Origin of the sequence: Oceanobacillus locisalsi, from assembly GCF_042675985.1 — a bacterium.
In the GTDB taxonomy this organism is placed as follows: domain Bacteria; phylum Bacillota; class Bacilli; order Bacillales; family Amphibacillaceae; genus Oceanobacillus; species Oceanobacillus locisalsi.
Window position 1 is genome coordinate 26,411 of record NZ_JBHTKK010000004.1, and the last position, 20,562, is coordinate 46,972.

A 20,562-nucleotide genomic window follows, 5' to 3' on the forward strand; every position below is an offset into this window, starting at 1 on the left:
ATACTACAATCAGATATATAGATACATTTAAGAGGTAGTCTGCTTGAAGCCTGGATTTCTCTTTTATATTTAACTTACCTGAAAATAAAATTAATATAATAAGAATTTCCCTAAACTTCAAGCTCTCTGTAAAAATTCTATTTTTATCTATAGGGGGGATTAAATTTGTATATGTTATTAATTATCACCATATATCCCCTACTCTGTACCCTTCTGAAAATGGATCCGTTTCATCTAAAATATACTTTGTGAAACCATAAATCCATGCTTGCCCGCCTACTTTTAAATGGACAGCATCCATCTCTCCAACTTTTGAAGTATCAGTTACCTTCCCTTCAAAAATAATACCGATCAGCCCTTCATTTCTCCATTTATCCCCTACTGTTAATTCTCCCTTAGCGTACTTAACAGCCATCATAGCGGAAGTACCGGTACCACAAGCGCATCTATCCAAAGCACCAATCCATGTGCTTTCATCATTAAGATTAATTTCACCAGTAAACATTGTATTAACACTCTTCCCGTCAGCATCGGGATTATCAGTTGGTCCATGCATTTCTGCAACGGTTATTCCAATACCCGGGTAATCCGGATGTTCAGGAACGTCGAGCTGTTCTTTTGCCGCTTGTGTGCAAAGAGCAGAAATTCTTGCTATTTCTTTGCCTTGCTCTGGAACAAGTTCAAGCCAATCAAATTGTGTGCTATCTATAATACAATAATACATTCCGCCCCAGGCAATATCGACTTTTACTTTACCAAGAGTAGGAACCTCAACCTCTGCATCGATATGAACTGCATAAGAAGCCACATTATCAAAATAAACTTGCGTTACTTTGCCATCTTCACAATCTGCTGTAATAGGAATTAATCCTGCAGGTGCTTCAAGAGCAAACTCTGTTACAGGCTCCTGCATTGGTATCATACCACTTTCCAAAAGCGCTGTAGCAACACTTATTGTATTGCCACCTGACATCATAGGATATTCAACCTGTTCCATTATAATATATCCTGCGGCTGCATCTGGATGCTTTGCCGGCACAATAAGGTTACAACAAATAGGTGGATATCCTCTGGGCTCCCTAAGCATCAACTTTCTCAACTGATCATCATTTTCTTCAAGCCAAAGTGCTTGCTCATATACTGAATTCCCCGGAATTGTCGGGATTCCTGACGTAACAACTCTCATAGGTAATCCAGCATGCACTTCGATAGCATCAAACGATCTTTTTATTTTCACAGGCAACTCCTCCTATCAACTGCTTTTTCATCCTCAATTCATAATAGACTGTATCTATTCAGCAGTAACATCAATGACAAACTTTCCAGCTAGTGTTTTAGACAAAAAAGCTTTTTGAGCTTCTACAATATCTTTTAATGGAAATTCTTTTGCTATGGCCGGTTTGATTTTCCCTTCTTCAATATAACGAATAAGATTCAAGAAGGCTTCTTTTGTTTGATATGTGCTTCCAAACAGACTTAAATCTTTTAAATAAAGATCTCGAACATCCAGTTCTACAAGAGGTCCGCCAATCGCTCCAATAACGCCGTATTTTCCACCTTTTTTCAAAACATCTAAAAGCTCTGGCCACATCTTTCCAGCAGCTACATCTAAAGCGACATCCACTTTCATTTTTCCAATTTTTTCAACGTAGCTATCTCCTCTTAAGATAATTTCATCAGCGCCATAGCTTTTTACTCTTTCTACTTTATCACTGCCGCAAACTGCAATAACCTTCGCACCTCTTACTTTTACTAACTGTACAAGCGCAGCACCAACTCCCCCTGAAGCACCAGTTACCAGAACGACATCATCTTTTTCAACTCCTACTCTGGAAATAAGATTTTCAGCGGTTCCATATGCGCAAGGAAAAGTGGCAAGTTCTTTATCAGATAAATTGGAATGAATTACAAAGGCTTCTTCTGAAAGTACAGATGCATATTCGGCAAAAGCACCATCACATTCTGAACCAAATGTAATGGACTCCAATCCACTTTCACTTGAATCTCTTTGTTGCACTGTACGTATTAGTACTCTTTCACCCAGTCTGTCTTGACTGACACCTTCTCCTACGGCAACAACAGTACCACAGCCATCTGCTCCTTGAATTCTTGGAAAGTGCATTGCCTCCCCAAGCCATGAACCATCATCTGTAACTTCTTCTTTAAACCCTGATGCGCCGCCTTCATTCGTTTCTGATTTTACACTTTTGGAATACCATCCAATACGTGTGTTTATATCTGTATTATTTATAGCTGCTCCGCCTATTTTCACCAATACTTCTCCTGCTTTTGGTGTTGGAACATCAATATCTGTACGATATTCTAATTTTTCGAATCCGCCATTTCCTGTTAAATATACGCCACGCATTTTTTCTGGAATTGTATGCATCATTTCTCTCCTTTTACAACAAGTTACGTTTTTTAACGTTTTCCATTCAAAAATTTAAAAATATACCAATATCCTGCAACAAAATACGATTTCTCTAGTAACTTTTCTTAAATTCTGAGGAATAATATAAACAATATTATTCCATATTTGCTATACTTTAGGAAGAGATTTTTGAAAATTTATTATTCCTCAGATCTGTGTATTTCCATTTAATACTATAAAATCTCTGTTTTTTCATTGCAACTATTAAGATAACTTATCCTAATTCGCCTCTACATACATGCATTCTTTTAATTTAATATCCGTATTTGGCAATAGCTCTGGAACGACAGGATGCTGCTGGTTAATTAGACGACGAACTGGTAAAGCATTTTTGGGTTGATTAACAAGTAAAGCTGCCTCTATCACATTACTTTTATTTAAATAGAAATAACTAAATTCTTTATCTTCTTTATTCCCTCGTAAGACAGTCGTTTCCCAATTCTTTGTATGACCAAAATATTGCAGACGATAATCATATTGATCGGACCAAAAATATGGGACTGTTTTATAAGAAGTCTGCTCTCCGCCCAGCATATTTTTCGCAACATTTTTACCATGATTGATCGCATGATCCCAATGTTCTATGTGAATGTTATTTCCTAAAAACGGCCACATTGCACAATCTCCGGCAGCATACACATTGGGCAATGAGGTTTCACCAAATTCATTAACAATATAACCTCGGTCAATCTGTAATTCTTTATTAAGCAATGCAGTATTAGGTATAACCCCGACACCTACAATTACTGCCTGGCATGGAATTGTTCTTCCTTCTTCTGTCAGAACTTCTTCCACATGTGTATCCCCATTAAATTGTACAACACTATCTTCCATAATAGCGTCTACACCTTCAGATTGGTGCATTTGAAGGAAATACTCTCCCATCTCATCTCCGAGAATATGAGCTAATGGAAGTGGCGCACGTTCCAATAAAGTTACTTCTTTACCCAGCTTTTTAAATGAAGATGCAAGCTCTGCTCCAATAAAACCTGCTCCAACAATAGCAACCTGTTGAATATCATCCAATTTCCTCCTTATTGCTTTTGCATCGGATAATGTCTTCAAGTAGTGAATGCCTTCAAGGTCTGATCCTTTTATTGGTAATTCTCTTAAACTAGATCCTGTTGTTAATAAAAGCTTATCCCATTTTACTGTTTCTCCATCTGATAAAACTGCAGTTTGTTTCTCTGAATCAATTGAAACGATATCAACTCCCAGTTTCAAATCAATACGCAATTCTGTTAAATTTTCATGCGTTTGCAAAGTTATATCTGTCTCCGATGATTCTCCCAGCATATATTCCTTTGATAGCGGCGGACGATCATACGGGAGCTGCGTATCACGGTCAATTAACACAATACGGCCTTCATGCCCCTCTATACGCAGTGCTTCAGCCGCATGTGTTCCTGCTATACCAGCGCCAACAATTACAATCGTTTCAACAGTAGTAGTCATTGTTCATCCTCTCCAATCATCTTTAAATCTGAATATATTTTACAATGTCATATCATGGTATCAATATTCATTTTACAACTTTATTCACCGTATATATCCAAGGCTTTTATCCAGATAGAACCTTCTTGTTCTAATACGTCATATACAGACAACGGAGTAACAGCAGGACCTTCTAATACAGATCCATCCCGAATATCAAAACAGGCAAAGTGCAGAGGACAGTATAAACAATGGTCTTCTAACTCGCCGTCAACCATTTCTGAATAAGCATGTGTACATATACCATCTACCGCAAACACAGCACCGTCTACTCGTGCCACAACTACGGTTTCTGTTCCAAGTGGCACATCAATCATTTCACCTTCTTTAACTGAATCACTTGATGCAACAAATGTATATTTGTTTTCCTCCATATTTCCCTCCGATTGAAGATTTTCTGTTTGAATCGTCATGTTCTCATCTCCTTCCTTCATGGTCGCCAAGACAGGGAGAGCATTTTTGGAAAAAGGGATATAGTGATGTCAGATTTAATATCTTTCACTATATCCCTGTCTGTCACTTAATTATTTTCCAGTTCGTTTTTCACGTACTTCTTAAAATTAGCAACTCGCCAGTCAATCGGTGTCAGCGTGCCGCCATCCTTATATGATCTGGATTGATTCCCAAGCTGAGCTAGTGCACATGCTTCCCAATCTTCTTGACACGTTACATCCCAGAATTCAATTGCATCATCGAGATAGGCGTCTTCTTTTTCTAAGACATCCGGATCGAACAACCAGTATCCTTTCACTATTGATTCTTCTGCTGAAACCGGGAAGATAGCCGCAACAAACACATAGTCAGAAGCCATGCAAAGATAGGAATGCGGGAAAATATGCAAATAGGCAATTTTACGCTGATCTTCTTCACTTAATCCCGGAAATACAGGTCTATATGCTTTGCCGTCTACATTCACGCGTTCGAATCCAGGATTTAATCCCATAGAGCCAACGTGTTTGATAACCTTTGTTTCCGGTACTTCTGCATCCACCCATTGTCTAGGTTGCATCGGCGGAGTAGCTTTACTTAATTCCGGATGAATCGTTCCGCAATGATAGCATTCCTCTGCGTTATCCATTAATAATTTCCAATTTGCTTTCACATTATAGGTTCCTGTTTTACCAACTTTTAATCTGTGCATCTGATATTGTTCATAAATGGACCATGATTCCGGTAAATTAAAGCTTTCATGCAAGGTAGGAGCATCCGGATCCGCATTAATCCAAATAAAACCATCCCAAGTTTCTGTTCTTATGCTTGCCAGAGAATGCTCGCTTCTATCAAACCCTTCATCCTCATCTGAGATATTTGGTGCTTTGGTCAATTCACCAGTATCTCCGCTGTACATCCAGCTATGATAAGGGCAGATGATTCTTCCTCTAGGGAAGTTTCCTGCCTCTGTCGTACACAAGCGGGAACCGCGATGGCGGCATACATTATAGTACGTATTGATTTCGCCATCTGAAGCACGGGTAACAATAAAATTCTCATGTGCGACCTGAACGGTTTTATAATCGCCGCTGTTCGGAATTTCTTCTTCCCGTCCTGCAAGCAGCCATGTCTTAAACCAAATTTTTTCTAACTCTTCATGAAAGTGATTTGGATCATAATAATCACTTCCCGGAGACGTAGGTTCAAACTTTGCATAACTTGGGAAACCGCCTTCGATTGATTTCATACTATTAACCTCCCATTTTTTATATTTATAAAGTGAAACTTCCTTCAGTGGGGTTTTCGTCCCCCGCTGACGGTTAGTTGAACGAATCGGACCGTTACTGGCTGCCCTATCTCCCACTTAGACTTTTCGATTTTTCTCCATTCTTGAAGTGGGAGTCCTATAGCCAGTTACACTGCAATAAATTAATAATTTTCAGCAACCGTTTTTGCTTGCACAAAGTGTGTTAGATACTCTATCGTTCCCGTCTTCTCACCAGTGCCGGACATATAATAACCGCCAAACGGCTGAACGCCTACTAATGCCCCGGTACACTTACCGTTAATAAACAAGTTTCCGCATTCCATTTTTCTTCGTGCATAAGTGATTTGTTCCCGATTGTTTGTATATAATGCTCCTGTTAACCCAAACTCCGTGTCATTATATACATCAATTCCTTCTTCAAAGTTTGCTACTTTACATATAGCCAGAACAGGTCCAAAGATTTCTTCCTTCATTATTCTTGCATCAGGTTGAACGTCTTTGAATATAGCTGGAGTAATATAGTACCCTTCTGTATTATCACTATTTCCTCCAAAAACCAGTTCTCCTTCTTTATTGCCAATTTCGATATATTCGTTGATTTTATTAAAAGCTTTATCATCAATGACTGGTCCTACCGGATTATTCTCCGTACCCGTTCCAACATGAAGATGATTCATACGTTCCACAATTTTTTCAACGACTTCATCGTAAACGTTTTCATGAACGACAGCTCTTGATCCGGCAGAACATTTCTGCCCTTGATAACCAAATGCGGATGTCACAATCCCTTCAGCAGCAGCATCCAAATCTGCAGACTCATCTACAATAACGCCATTCTTTCCTCCCATTTCAGCAATAACACGTTTTATCCAACGTTGGTTCGGTATTCTTTTATGGGCTAATTCATCAATGTGCAAACCTGCTTCTTTTGATCCGGTAAACGAAATAAAATTGATATCTCTGTGTGTTACCAAATCATCTCCAATTTCCCGGGAAGAACCCGGAACAAAATTAATGACGCCATCAGGAATTCCTGCTTCATGCATAATTTCCATGAATTTTGCTGCGATAATTGGTGTTAAGGAAGCTGGCTTTAGCAATACAGTATTGCCAGTAACGATGGCGGATACAGTCATACCAGTTACAATCGCTATAGGGAAATTCCATGGAGAAATAATAGCTCCGACCCCAAGCGGTTTATATTCAAGATGATTTTCAACACCAGGCAACGTTACTAGGTCTTTTCCCTCCATGAGTTCTATCGCCTGGCGCGCATACATCTCTATAAAATCAATTGCCTCATTAATCTCGCCATCTGCTTCCGCCCAATTTTTACCTGCTTCGTATATTTGCCATGCAATCAATTCTGATTTGCGCCGCTGCATAATCTTAGATGCTTTGAATAAATAACGTGCTCTTTCCAGAAAAGTTAAAGAACCCCAATGTTCATAAGCATTTTTTGCAGCCGTAATTGCTTCTTCAAGATTTTCTTTATCGGCTTGACTCATATAGCCAACCGTTTCATGGTGAGCAGCTGGATTATAAGAAGCCAATTTGTGTTCTTTTAAAACTTCTTTTCCTCCAATAATCAGAGGATATTCCTTACCGAACTCGGATCTTACATATTCTAAATTTTTATTTAGCGCTTCTCTATTTTCAGTTTTTTCCCAATCTGTAGGTGCGTCATTTTTAAATGGTTCGATAGGCAAAAAATCACCTCCTAAAAAAGTTAATACATTGCTGGTTCAGACCATAATTTTACTGATGTTCCCAACCCGCGTTCCTTCGCGTTTTGGTATATTTGATAACTGTTTGCTGTATCTGTCGCACAAATCCCCAATGTTACAAAAAAGACGCTGTCATCTTCATTTTCCCGAATAACTTTATCTCCTTTAATGACCTGGCCTAACTCTGTAATATCATTCGCGTCCATTTGACCAGCTTTCGTTAACTCGGATAAAGGATATTTATCATCTTTTAAGCGTAATTTATAGTCCATGCAATATTTATTAAACCCTTCTAAAATTGCTTCGTTTTTATGATCCCACATGGATACACCGGAGTGGAAAGAGCCTTTTTTAATCCATTCTTTAGGAATGTATTCATTTCCTAAGTTGACGTTTGTAGCTGTATATACGATATCGGATTGTGCTACAGCTTCCTCTACATTTTTACAGATCTCAAATTTATACCCTAAGTGCTTCCACTTTTCAGCGAATTGTTTTGCGCGATCTTCATTCATATCATATAAACGTACGGTGTTAATGTTTTTCATCACTTTGCTTGTAGCCTCGATATGAGCGTTTTGAATCACACCACAACCTACCAGTCCAAGGACTTCTGAATCCGGGCGAGCACAATATTTTGCTCCTAAAGCACTGGAAGCTCCAGTTCTTAAAGCGCTTACAACTGTGTCGTCCATTACAGCAAATGGGTAGCCTGTATCTTCATTATAAAGAATAATCATTCCATTTGATCTTGGCGTCTGTCTTTCCACCGGATTCAAAGGATTACTTGGAATACCTTTTACAGCTGCAACACGCATTTCTTCCGATTGGATCAAAGCAGCGTGTACACCAATTCTTTTTCCAGAGTAATTTCCTTCTTCCCACAACAAATGCAATAATTCCGGTTCAACCACTTTATCTTCTGCTAACCATAGATTTACTTTTTCTACATATTCCAGAATCATGTCCATATCTTTTGCGCCACTTTCAATACATTCTTCCTGAGATAACCATAAAACGTCTACTTCTTTAGAATTACTCATTAAATGAAACACTCCCTTTTCGCTTTTATTTTTGTTATGAAATAGTTTGCTAAAATTGCTTCGTGCTTATTTAAAGAAATAAAGTGAAACTAATATGTACACATCCCCTCTTTCAGTAGCAAAAGTAATCATGATTACTACTTTGATTATATTATAATCATGATTATTTTAGAACGCAATAGCTTTTCCAAAATTTTTTTCGTTTTATTATTAATTTGGGAAATTATCCAAATTATATATATACTAATTATTCTGATTATGATATAATCATGATTATCATTTGGAAGCGATTTCAATAAATTGTAATATAATACTATATTTTGTTGTATTGTTAAAGGGGGAATTCTATTCTGAGAACGTATCTAAATTCTTTCGATCGCCAGACATTATTATGTAGACATCATTTTTAAAAATAAGGAGGAATTTTCTTGTTTAAACGCAACAGCGTTCTTAGTATTTCTTTATTACTAAGCATATTATTCGTAGTCATCGGTGTCGTCTTTAATAGTTGGTTAGGAGAAAAAGCAGCTGCATTTTTGGATTTTACAGTGACTTATTTTAACTGGTTTTACTTACTCGTAGGTACTATTTTTGTAGCTTTTTGTATTTATTTAATGTTTTCTAAATTCGGGAAAACACGGTTAGGAAAAGATACAGATAAGCCTGCTTATAGTACACTGTCATGGATTTCCATGCTGTTCAGTGCAGGTATGGGCGTCGGATTGGTGTTTTGGGCAGTTGCTGAACCTGTTTCACATTACATAACACCGCCAACCGGGGAAGGCGCAACATCTGAAGCTGCCACGGAAGCAATGAGAGCTACCTTTTTTCATTGGGGAATGCATCCTTGGGCATTATTCGGAACTGTAGCTTTAGGGCTCGCTTACTTTCATTTTCGCAAGGGGCTTCCCCCTTCCATTAGTTCCATTTTTTATCCTTTGTTAGGAGACCGGATTTATGGGGCCCCTGGCAAAACAATTGATATTGTTTCTGTATTTATCACTGCAGTTGGTGTTGCAAGTACATTTGGATTAAGTACTCTGCAAATTAACAATGGAATGAATGCACAATGGGGAGTACCCATTACATTCCCGATTCAATTAATCATCATAGGATTTGCCACTTTATTATTTATTATTTCTTCGTGGTCAGGATTAAATCGGGGACTTAAATATTTATCTTACTTCAATATAGTGCTTTTAGCTTTCGTTGTGTCTATCATACTTATCTTGGGGCCGACCAGACAGATCTTTGAAATACTGATCTCTACGACGGGAAGTTATGTTGGAAGCATACTGCCTACAAGTCTTCGGATGGAGCCGTTTAATGCTGAAGGAAGTAGTTGGATAGGCACTTGGACAGTATTCTATTGGGCTTGGTGGACTACATGGTCTCCTTTTGTAGGTTCATTTGTTGCAAGGATTTCAAAAGGAAGGACCATTAAAGAATTTGTTTTGGGGGTATTATTAGTGCCTTCCCTCATATCCTTTATCTGGTTTTCCGTTCTCGGAGGGAGTGCTATCCACTTAATACATGATTTAGGCAATAGCCAATTAGCTGAGACGATAAATGCAAATGTGGATGGAGCATTATTTGCTTTTCTAAGCGAATTTCCACTAGGTAACTTTTTAAGTATATTAGCGCTCATTCTCATTTTCATTTTCTTTATCACATCAGCAGATTCCGCTACGTTCGTATTAGGAATGCTGAGCAGTAATGGTAACCCTAATCCGACAAGAAACCTTAAAATAACCTGGGGAATAGTCACTGCAGGATCCGCTGTCGTTTTCTTACTAGCCGGCGGACTGGAAGCGGTCAGAACAATAGCTATTGTCATAGCTACCCCCTTTACACTTATTACCGTTTTTATATGCTGGGCAATGCTGAAAGAGTTAAGAAATGAGGAGAAAACAAGACAATCACAAACTGCAAATAAAAAATACAAAATTGCAAGATATAGTGATTATGATTATAAATCCCGTGCTGAATAAATGGACAAGTTATACAGTACACATTCTAGATTAACATTGTAAAAATAAAGATTCCTTCTAGCAGAGGATGTTCAAAAAGTCCAATAAAAATGACGCGGCGAATTTCTGCGTTGACTAGCAAATTCCAATACTCACGTATTATAAAACATACGCTCCGTTTGGAATTTGCTAGTCGCCTTGAACTTCTTGGTCCTATTTATCGGACTTTTTGAACACACACTAGCAGTATTTTATATAGAAGGAATCTTTTTTAGTGTCTATTCTCTTTTTTCTTCTGTGCATTTATTAGATATACAAATAAAGTAACTTGAATCAATTAAAAAATAAATCCAAGTTACTTTTAATCTTGAGAACTGTTCCATGTTTGCCATAGAACCTATATTAACTGATTAACATCTTATTATTTTCTTGTTCGAACAAACAACAAAGCTAACACAGCTCCAGCGAAAGCAAAGATACCTGCCCAAAAGAAGCCTTGTTGGAAACCTTCATTTAAAGCAACAACTGAATCAGCAGCGTCACTTGCATTGGTCACTGCTCCCGCAATCGCAACCATAACGGATAAACCAATGGCAGAACCTATTTGGAAGTTCGTATTGTATAAACCGGAAGCAAGCCCAGATTTTTTCGGTTCTACTTCTGACACTGATGCTGTTGTAGATGCTAAATAAGCCAGTGCATTACCTATAGATGCTACCAATGAAGGTAATTTATGAAGTAAGTACCATCTACTGTCGCAAATTGCGAAAATAGAATATTACCCAAACCGAGAACCACAAAACCTACAACCATCGTTATTTTTATACCAAATTTGGCCAATACCTTTTCAGCTACAGCAACCATGAAGAATGCCATGAAGATAGGAACTGGCAATACTAATATTGCACCGGTTGCTGGAGAATATTGTAACACTTGCTGCAGATAAAGGATTAATATATATACTAATGGAAACCATGCTGCCTGTGTTAAAAAGACCCCGACATTACCAATACCTAAATTAGGTGTTTTAAATATATTGAGTGGTAATAGCGCTTCTTTCATCCTGGATTCCACGATAAGGAAAATCAGAAACAGAACAGCTCCAATGAGGAGAGAGATTAAAACATTGCTTGATGTCCAACCACTGTGTTCTGCTGATACAATATCCGTAAACAATTAACATCAGAGATGCTGTAACTAAAACAGCGCCAATATAATCAATGCGTCCTTTTAATCTTTGGCCGGATTTTTGTAATAGTTTAGGACTGAAAACAAGAACAATAATACTTAATGGTATATAGATGAACTGTGTCCAACGCCAACCGAGAAACCCGGTTATGAGCCCGCCAAAAACAATTCCGAATACTCCACGTGCTGCAGCAGACAAGCCCCAAACAATAAGTGCTTTTGCTTTTTCAGACGAACTAAAATTGAACAGATGCATTACCATAGATAGGGCAGCAGGTGCAATTAATGCTGAACCTAAACCTTGAATCCCTCGGAATATATTTAGACTCATCTCACTCCAGGCAAAACCTGCAAACAAGGATGAAACGACCAAAATGAAAACACCCAAGTTGAAAATACGGCGATTTCCTTATAAATCGGCTAATTACCTCCTAATAATAGGATCCCCCAAATATTAGAAGAAATGCGCTCATTACCCATTGTAAACTTTCTTGGGTATAGCCAAGTACTTCCTGAATGGATGGTAATGCTATCTGAATAATAGACGCATCCATTATTACGAGAAAGCTTGCAAAACTTAATAGAAACAGTGCCTTCCACCGTTTCGGATCTGGTTGTACAGCGGTGTTTGCATGTGTAGTCATCGTTGTGTTGCCTCCAATATTACATGTATTTAATTACATAAAGGGGTTATTCATATATTTACCAATTGACCTTTCCCAATTCTTCTCCAAAATTTAAAGAAAGGTTCTCTTTTCTTGCCCAGCTGTGAATAGCTATCGATGATTCTCTCTATCATTTCGTATAACTCTTCTGGCTCCAGATTCTCTTTCAAAAGCATTCCTACTTCTGCATCGAATCCCTTGCCTTTCCCTCCTACGTATAAATTGTATTGATCTTTAAATTTCATAACGCCTATATCGCTGACCATTGGTTCCCCGCAGCCAATTGGACAGCCTGTATAAGCCATCTTTAATGTAAAAGGGACTTGTTTGCCGGCAAATCGTTTATTTATTTCTTTGGCAACAGGCATCCCTTCCCGCTCTTCTCCTTTACAAAAATTACAGGTTCTCAAACTCTTCACGTAATTTCCTACTGGATAACAAGCTAATCCCACATTTTCAAATTCCTTTATTATGTCTTCTTTTTTATTTTCCGGTATTTCAATATAAAGTTGTTGAAAAGTGGTCAGTTCCAGTTCCTCGTTTTCATCCATATATTTGGAAATGACCATCAACTGTTTGGCATTTAGTTTTGATCCGAATCCAATACCTCCATTTACGGCGATTTTAATCTTTTTTTCATCGCTCTCCATATAGATTCTCCCTACTTTTTTAATATATCACTTCATACATTACACCAGTAAGGTATTTATAATAATGAAAACAATTAGTTACTACAACAAGTAGATTCCATAAAGGAATAGAATATTCATCAATTCTCTTTATGGAATCCATTTCTTTTTCTTAACTGACTTCTAACAGCTTCTTGATTTCTTCTTTATTTTGCTCAAATCCGGTCATACTTTTAAATTTTTTCTTTAAACCTAACATAGAAGATCGAGAAAAAATGATTCCGGGAACGATTCTATTTCCTGTAATCTTTTTCAATGCTTCCTCTTTTTCTGGCTGTTTTGCTAAATCATATTGTGTATGCGGGATTTGATGTTCTTCTAAGAAGTTTTTCAAGTCCTGACAATCCGAGCAAGTTGGTCTTGTATAGATTTCCAAATGATATGCTGCCATTTGTAAACTTACCTCCTCCGGATATTATGACATCACTTATTTACTTACTTCAATGATGAATGAATAAGTGTGTACCTTCTCACCAAATTGAAATTCTGCCCAAATTTTATACATTCCTTGCTTCGGAAAATGGGCATGGAATGTGGTTGTGTCATCCGAATCTGGATGAACATGAATATACTGCTCTGCAGCTTCATCTACAATAACCACGTGACCTAAAGCACCTAAATGCGGTTCAGGAGTTTCACCATGCATATTAAAATCTAAAGGAACTGCTTTGCCAGCCTCTGCTTTGACATCCTCTAACGTAACGGTCTTTCCATCCACTTCTTTGGTCCAATCATCGTTAGGATTCAAAACAGCTTTACCTGTTTCATGCGTTCCTACCTGAATCGTTTTTGGAGCTACCTGATATGCTTTTTCCTTTGGCGTAATATCAACAAACGCTTTGTAGGTTCCATCCTTTAAAGGCTGGTTAATGGTATAAAGTCCTTCCTGCTCTTTTCCCGGATGCAAATGATAATATTGTTCCAAATCATTCGATACCATCATAAAATGCATTTCTTTTTCATGTGCTAAAGCTAGTTCGGGCGCTTTTCCGGCCTTATCTTCTAAGGCGATAGATATTTTTCCATCCTTATACGTTACTGTTACATTTACCTCTGATTCACCTGAATGATTATGGTGGTGATGACTATGATCCATTCTCGCTTCCTCCTTTGATTTTTTCATATGATAATTCACTGCATTCCCGTTTACTTCGACATATTCTATGAGAAGAATTTTCATAAAAAGAGGTTAACTTTTAATCTGCCGGTGATAACTCGTCTTCCGTTACCCATTTATGGTACTGAACTTCTTCTCCAGTATCTGTAGTTTCAAAATCAACCATATAGACAGTGGTCTCCTTTGCCGAATCGATTTTTGCATTCGCCCCGTCCATTCCTTCCATATGGTCCGCATTCAATACAACATCCGTACCAGATTCTAGTGGAGCAGCATCTGGATTTTCCAATTCTTCATGGATAACCCACTTATGGTCGCTGATTTCCTCTCCATTCTCTGTCGTATAAGAAACAGTATAGACAGTTGTATCAAATGCACCAGAAATTTCTGCTGCAGCACCATCCATTCCCGGCATATGATCGGCATTGATTACTGCTTCACTGCCGATTTCATACGTCGGATTTTCTGATACCTCCAGTTCTGGAGGTACTTCTCCAGAACTGGACATTTCTTCAGCTGAATGGTCCATTCCTTCGTGTTCATCGTGTTCCATCTCTCCGCTTGCAAACGGATTTTGCCCAGTAACAATGGTAAACGCTGCGAAAACAACTACTACATAGATAATCCCTAAGGAAACCCATTTCTTAATAGACATATTATTGGCCTCCTTTTAACTTCAGTTTTTGTAAGCGTAAGGCGTTTAATACAACAGACACAGAACTCATTGCCATCGCTGCACCGGCAACCCATGGAGCAAGCAAGCCAATAGCGGCAACTGGAATAGCGGCCGTGTTATAGAAGAAAGCAAAGAACAGATTTTGTTTGATATTACGCATTGTTCTAGAGCTTAGATAGACACTATCTGCAACACTATTCAAGTCTCCACGCATAAGCGTAATATCTGCTGCTTCAATCGCTACATCTGTTCCAGTACCAATCGCCATGCCTATATCTGCTACAGCTAATGCTGGTGCATCATTGACACCGTCACCAACCATGGCAACTTTTTTTCCTTCCTGCTGAAGATTTTTAACTTCATCGGCTTTTTGCTCAGGAACGACTTCTGCAATCACACGGTCAATTCCTACTTGTTTCCCGATTGCATCGGCGGTCCGCTGGTTATCTCCAGTCAGCATAATGACTTCTAATCCTAAATCATGCATTCTCTGGATAGCTGATTGAGAATTCTCTTTTACGGTATCTGCCACTGCAATAACACCCGCTAACTGATTTTCTAAACCAATTAACATCGCTGTTTTTCCATCGGATTCAAGATTTGCCATATTATCTTCTACCCTAGAAATATCGATATTTTCTCGATTCATCAGTTTTCTTGTACCGACAAAAATCATTTTTCCATCGACAGCAGCCTGAATACCGTATCCTGGTATTGCTTCAAATGAATCAGGTTCTTTTACGGCAATTCCTTTTTCTTTCGCCCCTTTTACAATGGCCTCTGCAAGCGGGTGTTCTGAACTATTTTCAGCTGAAGCTACTAAGGTTAGCACTTCTTCCTCTGAAAAACCTTGTTCCGGGAAAACGTCTGTTAATTCAGGTTCCCCTTTTGTTACTGTTCCAGTCTTATCTAAAACAATCGTATTCAACGTACGAGTACTCTCTAAATACTCTCCACCTTTAAACAAAACACCATATTCCGCAGATCTTCCTGAACCTGCCATAATAGATGTCGGTGTCGCTAAACCAAGTGCACATGGACAAGCAATGACCAATATTGAAATTAATGGAACAAGTGAAGCTCGTAAATCGCCTGGTGCGACAAAGAAATACCATACAAGAGCAGTTGCAAGTGCTATTCCTACAACGACTGGGACAAATACACCAGATACACGGTCAGCTACACGCTGAATATCTGCTTTACTACCTTGCGCTTCCTCAACAACCTTCACAATTTGAGAAATAGCCGTATCCTTTCCAACTTTCGTTGCTTCAACGGTTAATAATCCATTTTTATTGATCGTTGTACCAATAGCTGCATCACCCGTCTTCTTATCAACAGGGATACTTTCTCCGGTAATCATAGATTCGTCAACTGCTGATTCCCCTTTTACGATTTGACCGTCCACAGGAATTTTCTCACCAGGACGTACCATGATGGTATCGCCAACAATCACTTCTTCAATGGCAATTTCTTGTTCTTCTCCATTCCGTATAACACGCGCTGTTTTTGCCTGCATGCCAAGCAATTTCTGTATCGCCTGACTTGTTCTTCCTTTGGCACGAACTTCAAACAGTTTTCCAAGAACGATTAACGTGATAATTACTGCCGCAGCTTCAAAATAAAGTTCCGGCATTCCAACTTGACCTTGCACCTGCCACTCGTAGCCAAGGAAAATACTATATAAGAAGGCTACTGATGTACCTAATGCGACGAGAACATCCATATTAGCACTGCCATTTTTTAATGCCTTATATGCTCCTCTATAAAATTGTGCACCAACAATAAACTGTACAGGTGCCGCTAATGCTAGTTGTACCCATGGATTCATTAACATATCCGGCGAATAGATAAATGACGTAAATTCAAAGTGTGTCACCATCGTCCATAATAAAGGAAAGGTTAAAATGGCTGAAAAAATAAATTTCCCTGTTTGATGGCGAATTTCTTCTTCTTTATTATTAGCTGTTTCTTCTTTAGATGTTTGGACTTTTAGGCTATATCCTAATTTCTTTACAGCTTCCATCATATCGCCCGCAGTAACTTGATCTTGATCATAATCTACTGCCACGTTTTCTAAAGCAAAATTAACGGTAGCGTTAGAAACACCTTCCATTTTATTTAATCGTTTTTCAATTTTATTGGCACATGCAGCACAGGTCATACCCGAAATATCGAATGTTTGTTTATCATGCGCCACGTGATAACCTAATTTCTCAATTTTATCTTCAAAATCCTGTACATTTGTTTTTTCAGGATCATAAACAACCTTTGTTTTTTCTATCGCAAAGTTGACATTTGCACTATCCACGCCATTTATTTTATTAAGACCCTTTTCAATTCTATTGGCACATGCAGCACAGGTCATACCTTGAATCTGTAGGTTTACTTCCTTTTGTGCTTCCATTGTTTTCACCTCTCACCATACCTTATAGGGGTATATAAATTTTAAAAAGGGGATCGTGCTCCTGAAAGCACGATCGTCCATCTTAAGCAACATCATAGCCTTGATCTTCAATGACTTCTGTAATTTTCTTTAAGTCTATCTTACCTTCATCGAAAGAGACATCTACTTTTCCATTGTCTAAATGTACTTTGACGGATGTTACTCCATTCAATTCTCCTACGTTTCCTTCAATAGTTTGAACGCAATGTCCGCAAGACATTCCTTGTACGTCTAATGTTTTACTTGTCATTTTCATTACCTCCTGATTTTAATCTTTCTTTTCTTTATAATACCCATAATACGTATTATCAAACAAAAGAATTTTTCTGTAATTAGGCTACATCATAACCCTGTTCTTCAATAATTTCTGTGATATCTTTCAAGTTGACTTTTTCTTCATCAAAAGAAACATCGACTTTTCCATCCTGCAGATGGACTTTTACGGATTCTACACCATTTAATTCCCCTACGTTTCCTTCGATGGATTGAACACAATGTCCGCAAGACATCCCTTGTACGCTTAATGTTTTATTTGCCATTTTATTGCCTCCTAATTTTTATTACACTCAAATATTACCATACCCTAGTTAGGTATTGTCAAGTATAAAATTATTTCATTAGCTTTGAGATAGTTGTCATAAACTCAGAAACAATTTCCGGATCATTTTTCTCCAATTTATCAATGACACACGTATTAATATGACTTTCCAGGAGCAATCGCGATACAGAATGTAATGCAGATTGCACAGCAGACATTTGAGTTAATATATCATCACAATATTCATTTTTACCAATCATCCGTTTAACACCTTTGACTTGACCTTCAATTCGGCTCATACGGTTCATCAGCTGTTTTTGAAGATCATCCGGCATATGCAAATCTGATTCATTTTCCTCAGCACAGCATACTGGGGTATTTTCGATTGCTTTCTCCATAGATATTCTCCTCTCAAAATAAGGAATATATTTTTTATCTATCCTCACTATACTATACCCCTACAAGGTATGTCAAATTTATTTTATATATTAATGTATTTTAATATATTTCAGTTAAGTTATTCCGATAAGCAATCTTCCTTTGATATACGAATAACCTTGTTATTAACACTCTATCGTTAAATAAATCAGGTTGCACTTAATGAATTATGCTGTTTTGTTTCTTTTATGGATAAATACAACTTATAATTTCCGTAATCAAGAATTTTATTAAGAACAAGGTTCAGCTGTTCTTGAGAGCTAACTTTTACTTTTAAATGATAACAACCTTCTCCTGATATACGATGAACTTCAACGATTTCTTTTTGATTAACAGTAAAATCTACAAACGAATGATGATCTGTTGTTTTCATATAAATAATGACAAATGCTGTATAAGAAAGCCCTAATTTCATTTCGTCTACGATAATCGAATACGTTTTAATTACGCCATTATCTTCCAGCCTTTTAATACGGTTCCCTACTGCTTGTCCCGTCATATGAATCTGTTTTCCTATGTCTTTCCACTGTATACGCGAATTTTCAGACAACAACTGAAGTATTTGAAAATCAATATTATCAAGTTCCATAATCTTTTCCTTTCACTGTGAAATAATTTGCTTTAAAAGTGTTTCAGCAAAGTATCGATAAAAATCGAGATATCCTTTATTATTATATAATAACAAATATTTTAATGAGGTGATATGAATGAGTACAGCTTTAATTATTGTAGATATTCAAAACGACTATTTTCCGAACGGAAATATGGAACTAGTAAACACTGACAAAGGAGCTGCTAACGCCGCTAAGGTACTGGAATGGTTTAGACAGCATCATAAAGATAATATTTTTCATATTCAGCATATTGCCAGCGATCCATCATTAGGTTTCTTTCTTCCCGATACAGAAGGAGCTAATATAAATGATGCTGTTCTTCCATTAGAGAACGAGAGTGTGATTACAAAGCATTTTCCGAACAGCTTTTTAAATACAGAATTAGAAAGCAAATTAAAAGAAAAAGGCATAACCAACATAGTTGTTGCAGGTATGATGACGCATATGTGTATCGACGCTACCGTACGAGCTGCAGTGGATTTAGGTTATGAAACAACGCTTATTGAAGATGCATGTGCTACTAGAGAGGTAGCCTATAATGGAAAAACAGTGCCAGCTGAACAAGTGCATTATGCTTTTGTCGGAGCGCTTCATGGTATGTATGCTGCTATAGATTCTACGGAGAATTTTCTGGCTACTAAAAATTAAACTTGTTTTAAATGCAAAGCGAATGCAGGAACGATAAAATGATTTTTAAGGAATACCCTCATTTTATAACCCAAGCAAGCCCGGTTGAATATAAAATCCAACCGGGCTTGTTAAGTCTCATTATACAATCCAGGGGTACTTATTACTTTTAAATAATTAAACATTTACAACTGATTTTTCAGCAGTATGAAATTCCTCAGCAAGATTTTCTACATATTTTATGGCTGTTTCAGCTGCTATACTTCCATCCCCGGTCGCTGTTACAATTTGACGGAGGTCTTTTGCTCGTATATCACCGGCAGCAAAGATTCCTGGGATTTCCGTTTCCATTTTTTCGTTTGTAAGAATATATCCTGTATCATCCGTAATACCCAAATCTGTGAATGGATCATTTAATGGAAGCATCCCAATATAAATAAATATCCCATTTGTATCAAAGTCATAGACTTCATTAGATTTTGTATTTTTTAAGGTGATACTGCTTACTTTTCCATCTGTTTCATTAAATTTTTCTGGAACAGTATCCCAAATAAAGTTCATTTTATCATTGTCAAATGCACGCTGTTGCAAGATTTTTTGAGCGCGAAGCTGATCGCGTCGATGGATAACAGTAACTTTATTTGCAAAGCGGGTCAAATAAACACCTTCTTCAATTGCAGAGTCTCCTCCACCGATAACAGCGATGTCTTTTTCTTTAAAGAATGCACCATCACATACTGCACAATAAGATACACCGCGCCCGCCAAGTTCTTCCTCGCCAGGAACGCCAATCTTTTTATATTGTGCGCCGATAGCAAGAATCAAAGCTTTGGTGTGATATTCTTTTTTTCCGGCATGGATGACTTTATAATTACCATGATCCTCGATGGATTTAATATCCCCGTACGCATACGCCGCTCCGAATTTCTTTGTATGGTCAAACATTTTATTCGATAAATCCGGTCCGAGAATATGCTCGTATCCAGGATAGTTTTCTACATCCTCTGTATTGGCCATCTGTCCACCAGGAATTCCGCGTTCCAGCATCAAGGTGTCTAAGTTTGCACGAGACGCATAAATAGCTGCCGTCATCCCCGCAGGTCCTGCACCGGCAATTATAACATCATACATTTTTGTTTCAGACATTTAAATTCCTCCCTTGTTATTATGTTTCTTCGGGTAACAATAGATTTTAGTGAA

General features: G+C 37.8%; 23 protein-coding genes. 2 read left to right on the forward strand and 21 right to left on the reverse strand.

The genetic code is table 11. The annotated features are described in order from the left end of the window. Positions 1-184: 184 nt before the first annotated feature. From ACFQ19_RS05355 to ACFQ19_RS05385, 7 genes are all read right to left on the reverse strand, one after another. Entirely contained in the window at positions 185-1,237 is a 1,053-nt protein-coding gene (locus ACFQ19_RS05355; RefSeq protein WP_379591092.1) for a proline racemase family protein, read from the reverse strand. A gap of 54 nt (positions 1,238-1,291) precedes the next feature. Then, positions 1,292-2,389 (reverse strand): alcohol dehydrogenase family protein, encoded by a 1,098-nt coding sequence (locus ACFQ19_RS05360; protein ID WP_379591093.1) that lies wholly within the window; start codon positions 2,387-2,389, stop codon positions 1,292-1,294. 261 nt (positions 2,390-2,650) lie between these two features. Then, entirely contained in the window at positions 2,651-3,886 is a 1,236-nt protein-coding gene (locus ACFQ19_RS05365; protein ID WP_379591094.1) for an NAD(P)/FAD-dependent oxidoreductase, read from the reverse strand. Between the two features lie 80 nt (positions 3,887-3,966). Then, a complete protein-coding gene (locus ACFQ19_RS05370) occupies positions 3,967-4,338 on the reverse strand; it encodes a Rieske (2Fe-2S) protein (RefSeq protein WP_245833028.1) in 372 nt (123 codons plus the stop codon). A 107-nt stretch (positions 4,339-4,445) separates the two neighbouring features. Next, positions 4,446-5,603, reverse strand: coding sequence for an aromatic ring-hydroxylating oxygenase subunit alpha (locus ACFQ19_RS05375; protein WP_379591095.1), 1,158 nt, complete (start codon positions 5,601-5,603; stop codon positions 4,446-4,448). Positions 5,604-5,785: 182 nt separating this feature from the next. After that, complete coding sequence (gene pruA, locus ACFQ19_RS05380; protein ID WP_379591096.1) at positions 5,786-7,333, reverse strand: L-glutamate gamma-semialdehyde dehydrogenase; 1,548 nt, start codon at positions 7,331-7,333, stop codon at positions 5,786-5,788. A 20-nt stretch (positions 7,334-7,353) separates the two neighbouring features. Further along, positions 7,354-8,394: an ornithine cyclodeaminase family protein gene (locus ACFQ19_RS05385; protein WP_379591097.1), complete on the reverse strand. Its 1,041-nt coding sequence runs from the start codon at positions 8,392-8,394 to the stop codon at positions 7,354-7,356. A gap of 428 nt (positions 8,395-8,822) precedes the next feature. On the opposite strand from ACFQ19_RS05385, the gene ACFQ19_RS05390 reads away from it, so the two are divergent. Beyond that, positions 8,823-10,385 carry a BCCT family transporter gene (locus ACFQ19_RS05390; RefSeq protein WP_379591098.1) on the forward strand — a complete coding sequence of 521 codons (1,563 nt, stop codon included), beginning with the start codon at positions 8,823-8,825 and terminating at the stop codon, positions 10,383-10,385. Between the two features lie 400 nt (positions 10,386-10,785). Here the strand turns inward: ACFQ19_RS05390 and ACFQ19_RS05395 are convergent, their stop codons facing one another. The 13 genes from ACFQ19_RS05395 to ACFQ19_RS05455 all read right to left on the reverse strand — a co-directional run bounded on the left by ACFQ19_RS05395 (position 10,786) and on the right by ACFQ19_RS05455 (position 18,710). After that, positions 10,786-11,085 (reverse strand): hypothetical protein, encoded by a 300-nt coding sequence (locus tag ACFQ19_RS05395; protein ID WP_379591099.1) that lies wholly within the window; start codon positions 11,083-11,085, stop codon positions 10,786-10,788. Further along, positions 11,079-11,426, reverse strand: a complete 348-nt coding sequence (locus ACFQ19_RS05400) for a hypothetical protein (RefSeq protein WP_379591100.1) — start codon at positions 11,424-11,426, stop codon at positions 11,079-11,081. Before ACFQ19_RS05400 ends, ACFQ19_RS05395 begins: the two co-directional genes overlap by 7 nt. Next, the gene (locus ACFQ19_RS05405; protein ID WP_379591101.1) at positions 11,392-11,925 is read right to left on the reverse strand and encodes an MFS transporter; all 534 of its coding nucleotides are present in this window, start codon (positions 11,923-11,925) and stop codon (positions 11,392-11,394) included. The genes ACFQ19_RS05400 and ACFQ19_RS05405 overlap by 35 nt, the downstream gene beginning before the upstream one ends. Before the next feature lie 58 nt (positions 11,926-11,983). Further along, positions 11,984-12,196 (reverse strand): hypothetical protein, encoded by a 213-nt coding sequence (locus tag ACFQ19_RS05410; protein WP_379591102.1) that lies wholly within the window; start codon positions 12,194-12,196, stop codon positions 11,984-11,986. A 50-nt stretch (positions 12,197-12,246) separates the two neighbouring features. After that, entirely contained in the window at positions 12,247-12,867 is a 621-nt protein-coding gene (locus ACFQ19_RS05415) for a nitrite reductase (protein ID WP_379591103.1), read from the reverse strand. Positions 12,868-13,018: 151 nt separating this feature from the next. After that, positions 13,019-13,297, reverse strand: coding sequence for a glutaredoxin family protein (locus ACFQ19_RS05420; protein WP_379591104.1), 279 nt, complete (start codon positions 13,295-13,297; stop codon positions 13,019-13,021). A gap of 36 nt (positions 13,298-13,333) precedes the next feature. Beyond that, complete coding sequence (locus ACFQ19_RS05425) at positions 13,334-14,002, reverse strand: hypothetical protein (RefSeq protein WP_379591105.1); 669 nt, start codon at positions 14,000-14,002, stop codon at positions 13,334-13,336. 100 nt (positions 14,003-14,102) lie between these two features. Continuing rightward, positions 14,103-14,678, reverse strand: a complete 576-nt coding sequence (locus tag ACFQ19_RS05430; protein ID WP_379591106.1) for a YdhK family protein — start codon at positions 14,676-14,678, stop codon at positions 14,103-14,105. A 1-nt stretch (position 14,679) separates the two neighbouring features. Beyond that, the gene (locus tag ACFQ19_RS05435) at positions 14,680-17,106 is read right to left on the reverse strand and encodes a heavy metal translocating P-type ATPase (protein ID WP_379591107.1); all 2,427 of its coding nucleotides are present in this window, start codon (positions 17,104-17,106) and stop codon (positions 14,680-14,682) included. An 82-nt stretch (positions 17,107-17,188) separates the two neighbouring features. After that, entirely contained in the window at positions 17,189-17,395 is a 207-nt protein-coding gene (copZ, locus tag ACFQ19_RS05440; RefSeq protein WP_379591108.1) for a copper chaperone CopZ, read from the reverse strand. An 82-nt stretch (positions 17,396-17,477) separates the two neighbouring features. After that, on the reverse strand, positions 17,478-17,684 hold the full coding sequence (gene copZ, locus ACFQ19_RS05445; RefSeq protein ID WP_379591109.1) for a copper chaperone CopZ: 207 nt from the start codon (positions 17,682-17,684) through the stop codon (positions 17,478-17,480). 70 nt (positions 17,685-17,754) lie between these two features. After that, positions 17,755-18,081 carry a metal-sensing transcriptional repressor gene (locus ACFQ19_RS05450; protein WP_379591110.1) on the reverse strand — a complete coding sequence of 109 codons (327 nt, stop codon included), beginning with the start codon at positions 18,079-18,081 and terminating at the stop codon, positions 17,755-17,757. 188 nt (positions 18,082-18,269) lie between these two features. After that, the gene (locus tag ACFQ19_RS05455; RefSeq protein ID WP_379591111.1) at positions 18,270-18,710 is read right to left on the reverse strand and encodes an Lrp/AsnC family transcriptional regulator; all 441 of its coding nucleotides are present in this window, start codon (positions 18,708-18,710) and stop codon (positions 18,270-18,272) included. 118 nt (positions 18,711-18,828) lie between these two features. Between ACFQ19_RS05455 and ACFQ19_RS05460 the strand changes: the two genes are divergently transcribed. Beyond that, complete coding sequence (locus tag ACFQ19_RS05460; RefSeq protein WP_379591112.1) at positions 18,829-19,383, forward strand: cysteine hydrolase family protein; 555 nt, start codon at positions 18,829-18,831, stop codon at positions 19,381-19,383. Between the two features lie 156 nt (positions 19,384-19,539). On the opposite strand, the gene trxB is transcribed toward ACFQ19_RS05460, so the two are convergent. After that, positions 19,540-20,508, reverse strand: a complete 969-nt coding sequence (gene trxB, locus ACFQ19_RS05465) for a thioredoxin-disulfide reductase (RefSeq protein ID WP_379591113.1) — start codon at positions 20,506-20,508, stop codon at positions 19,540-19,542. Between the last annotated feature and the right edge of the window lie 54 nt (positions 20,509-20,562).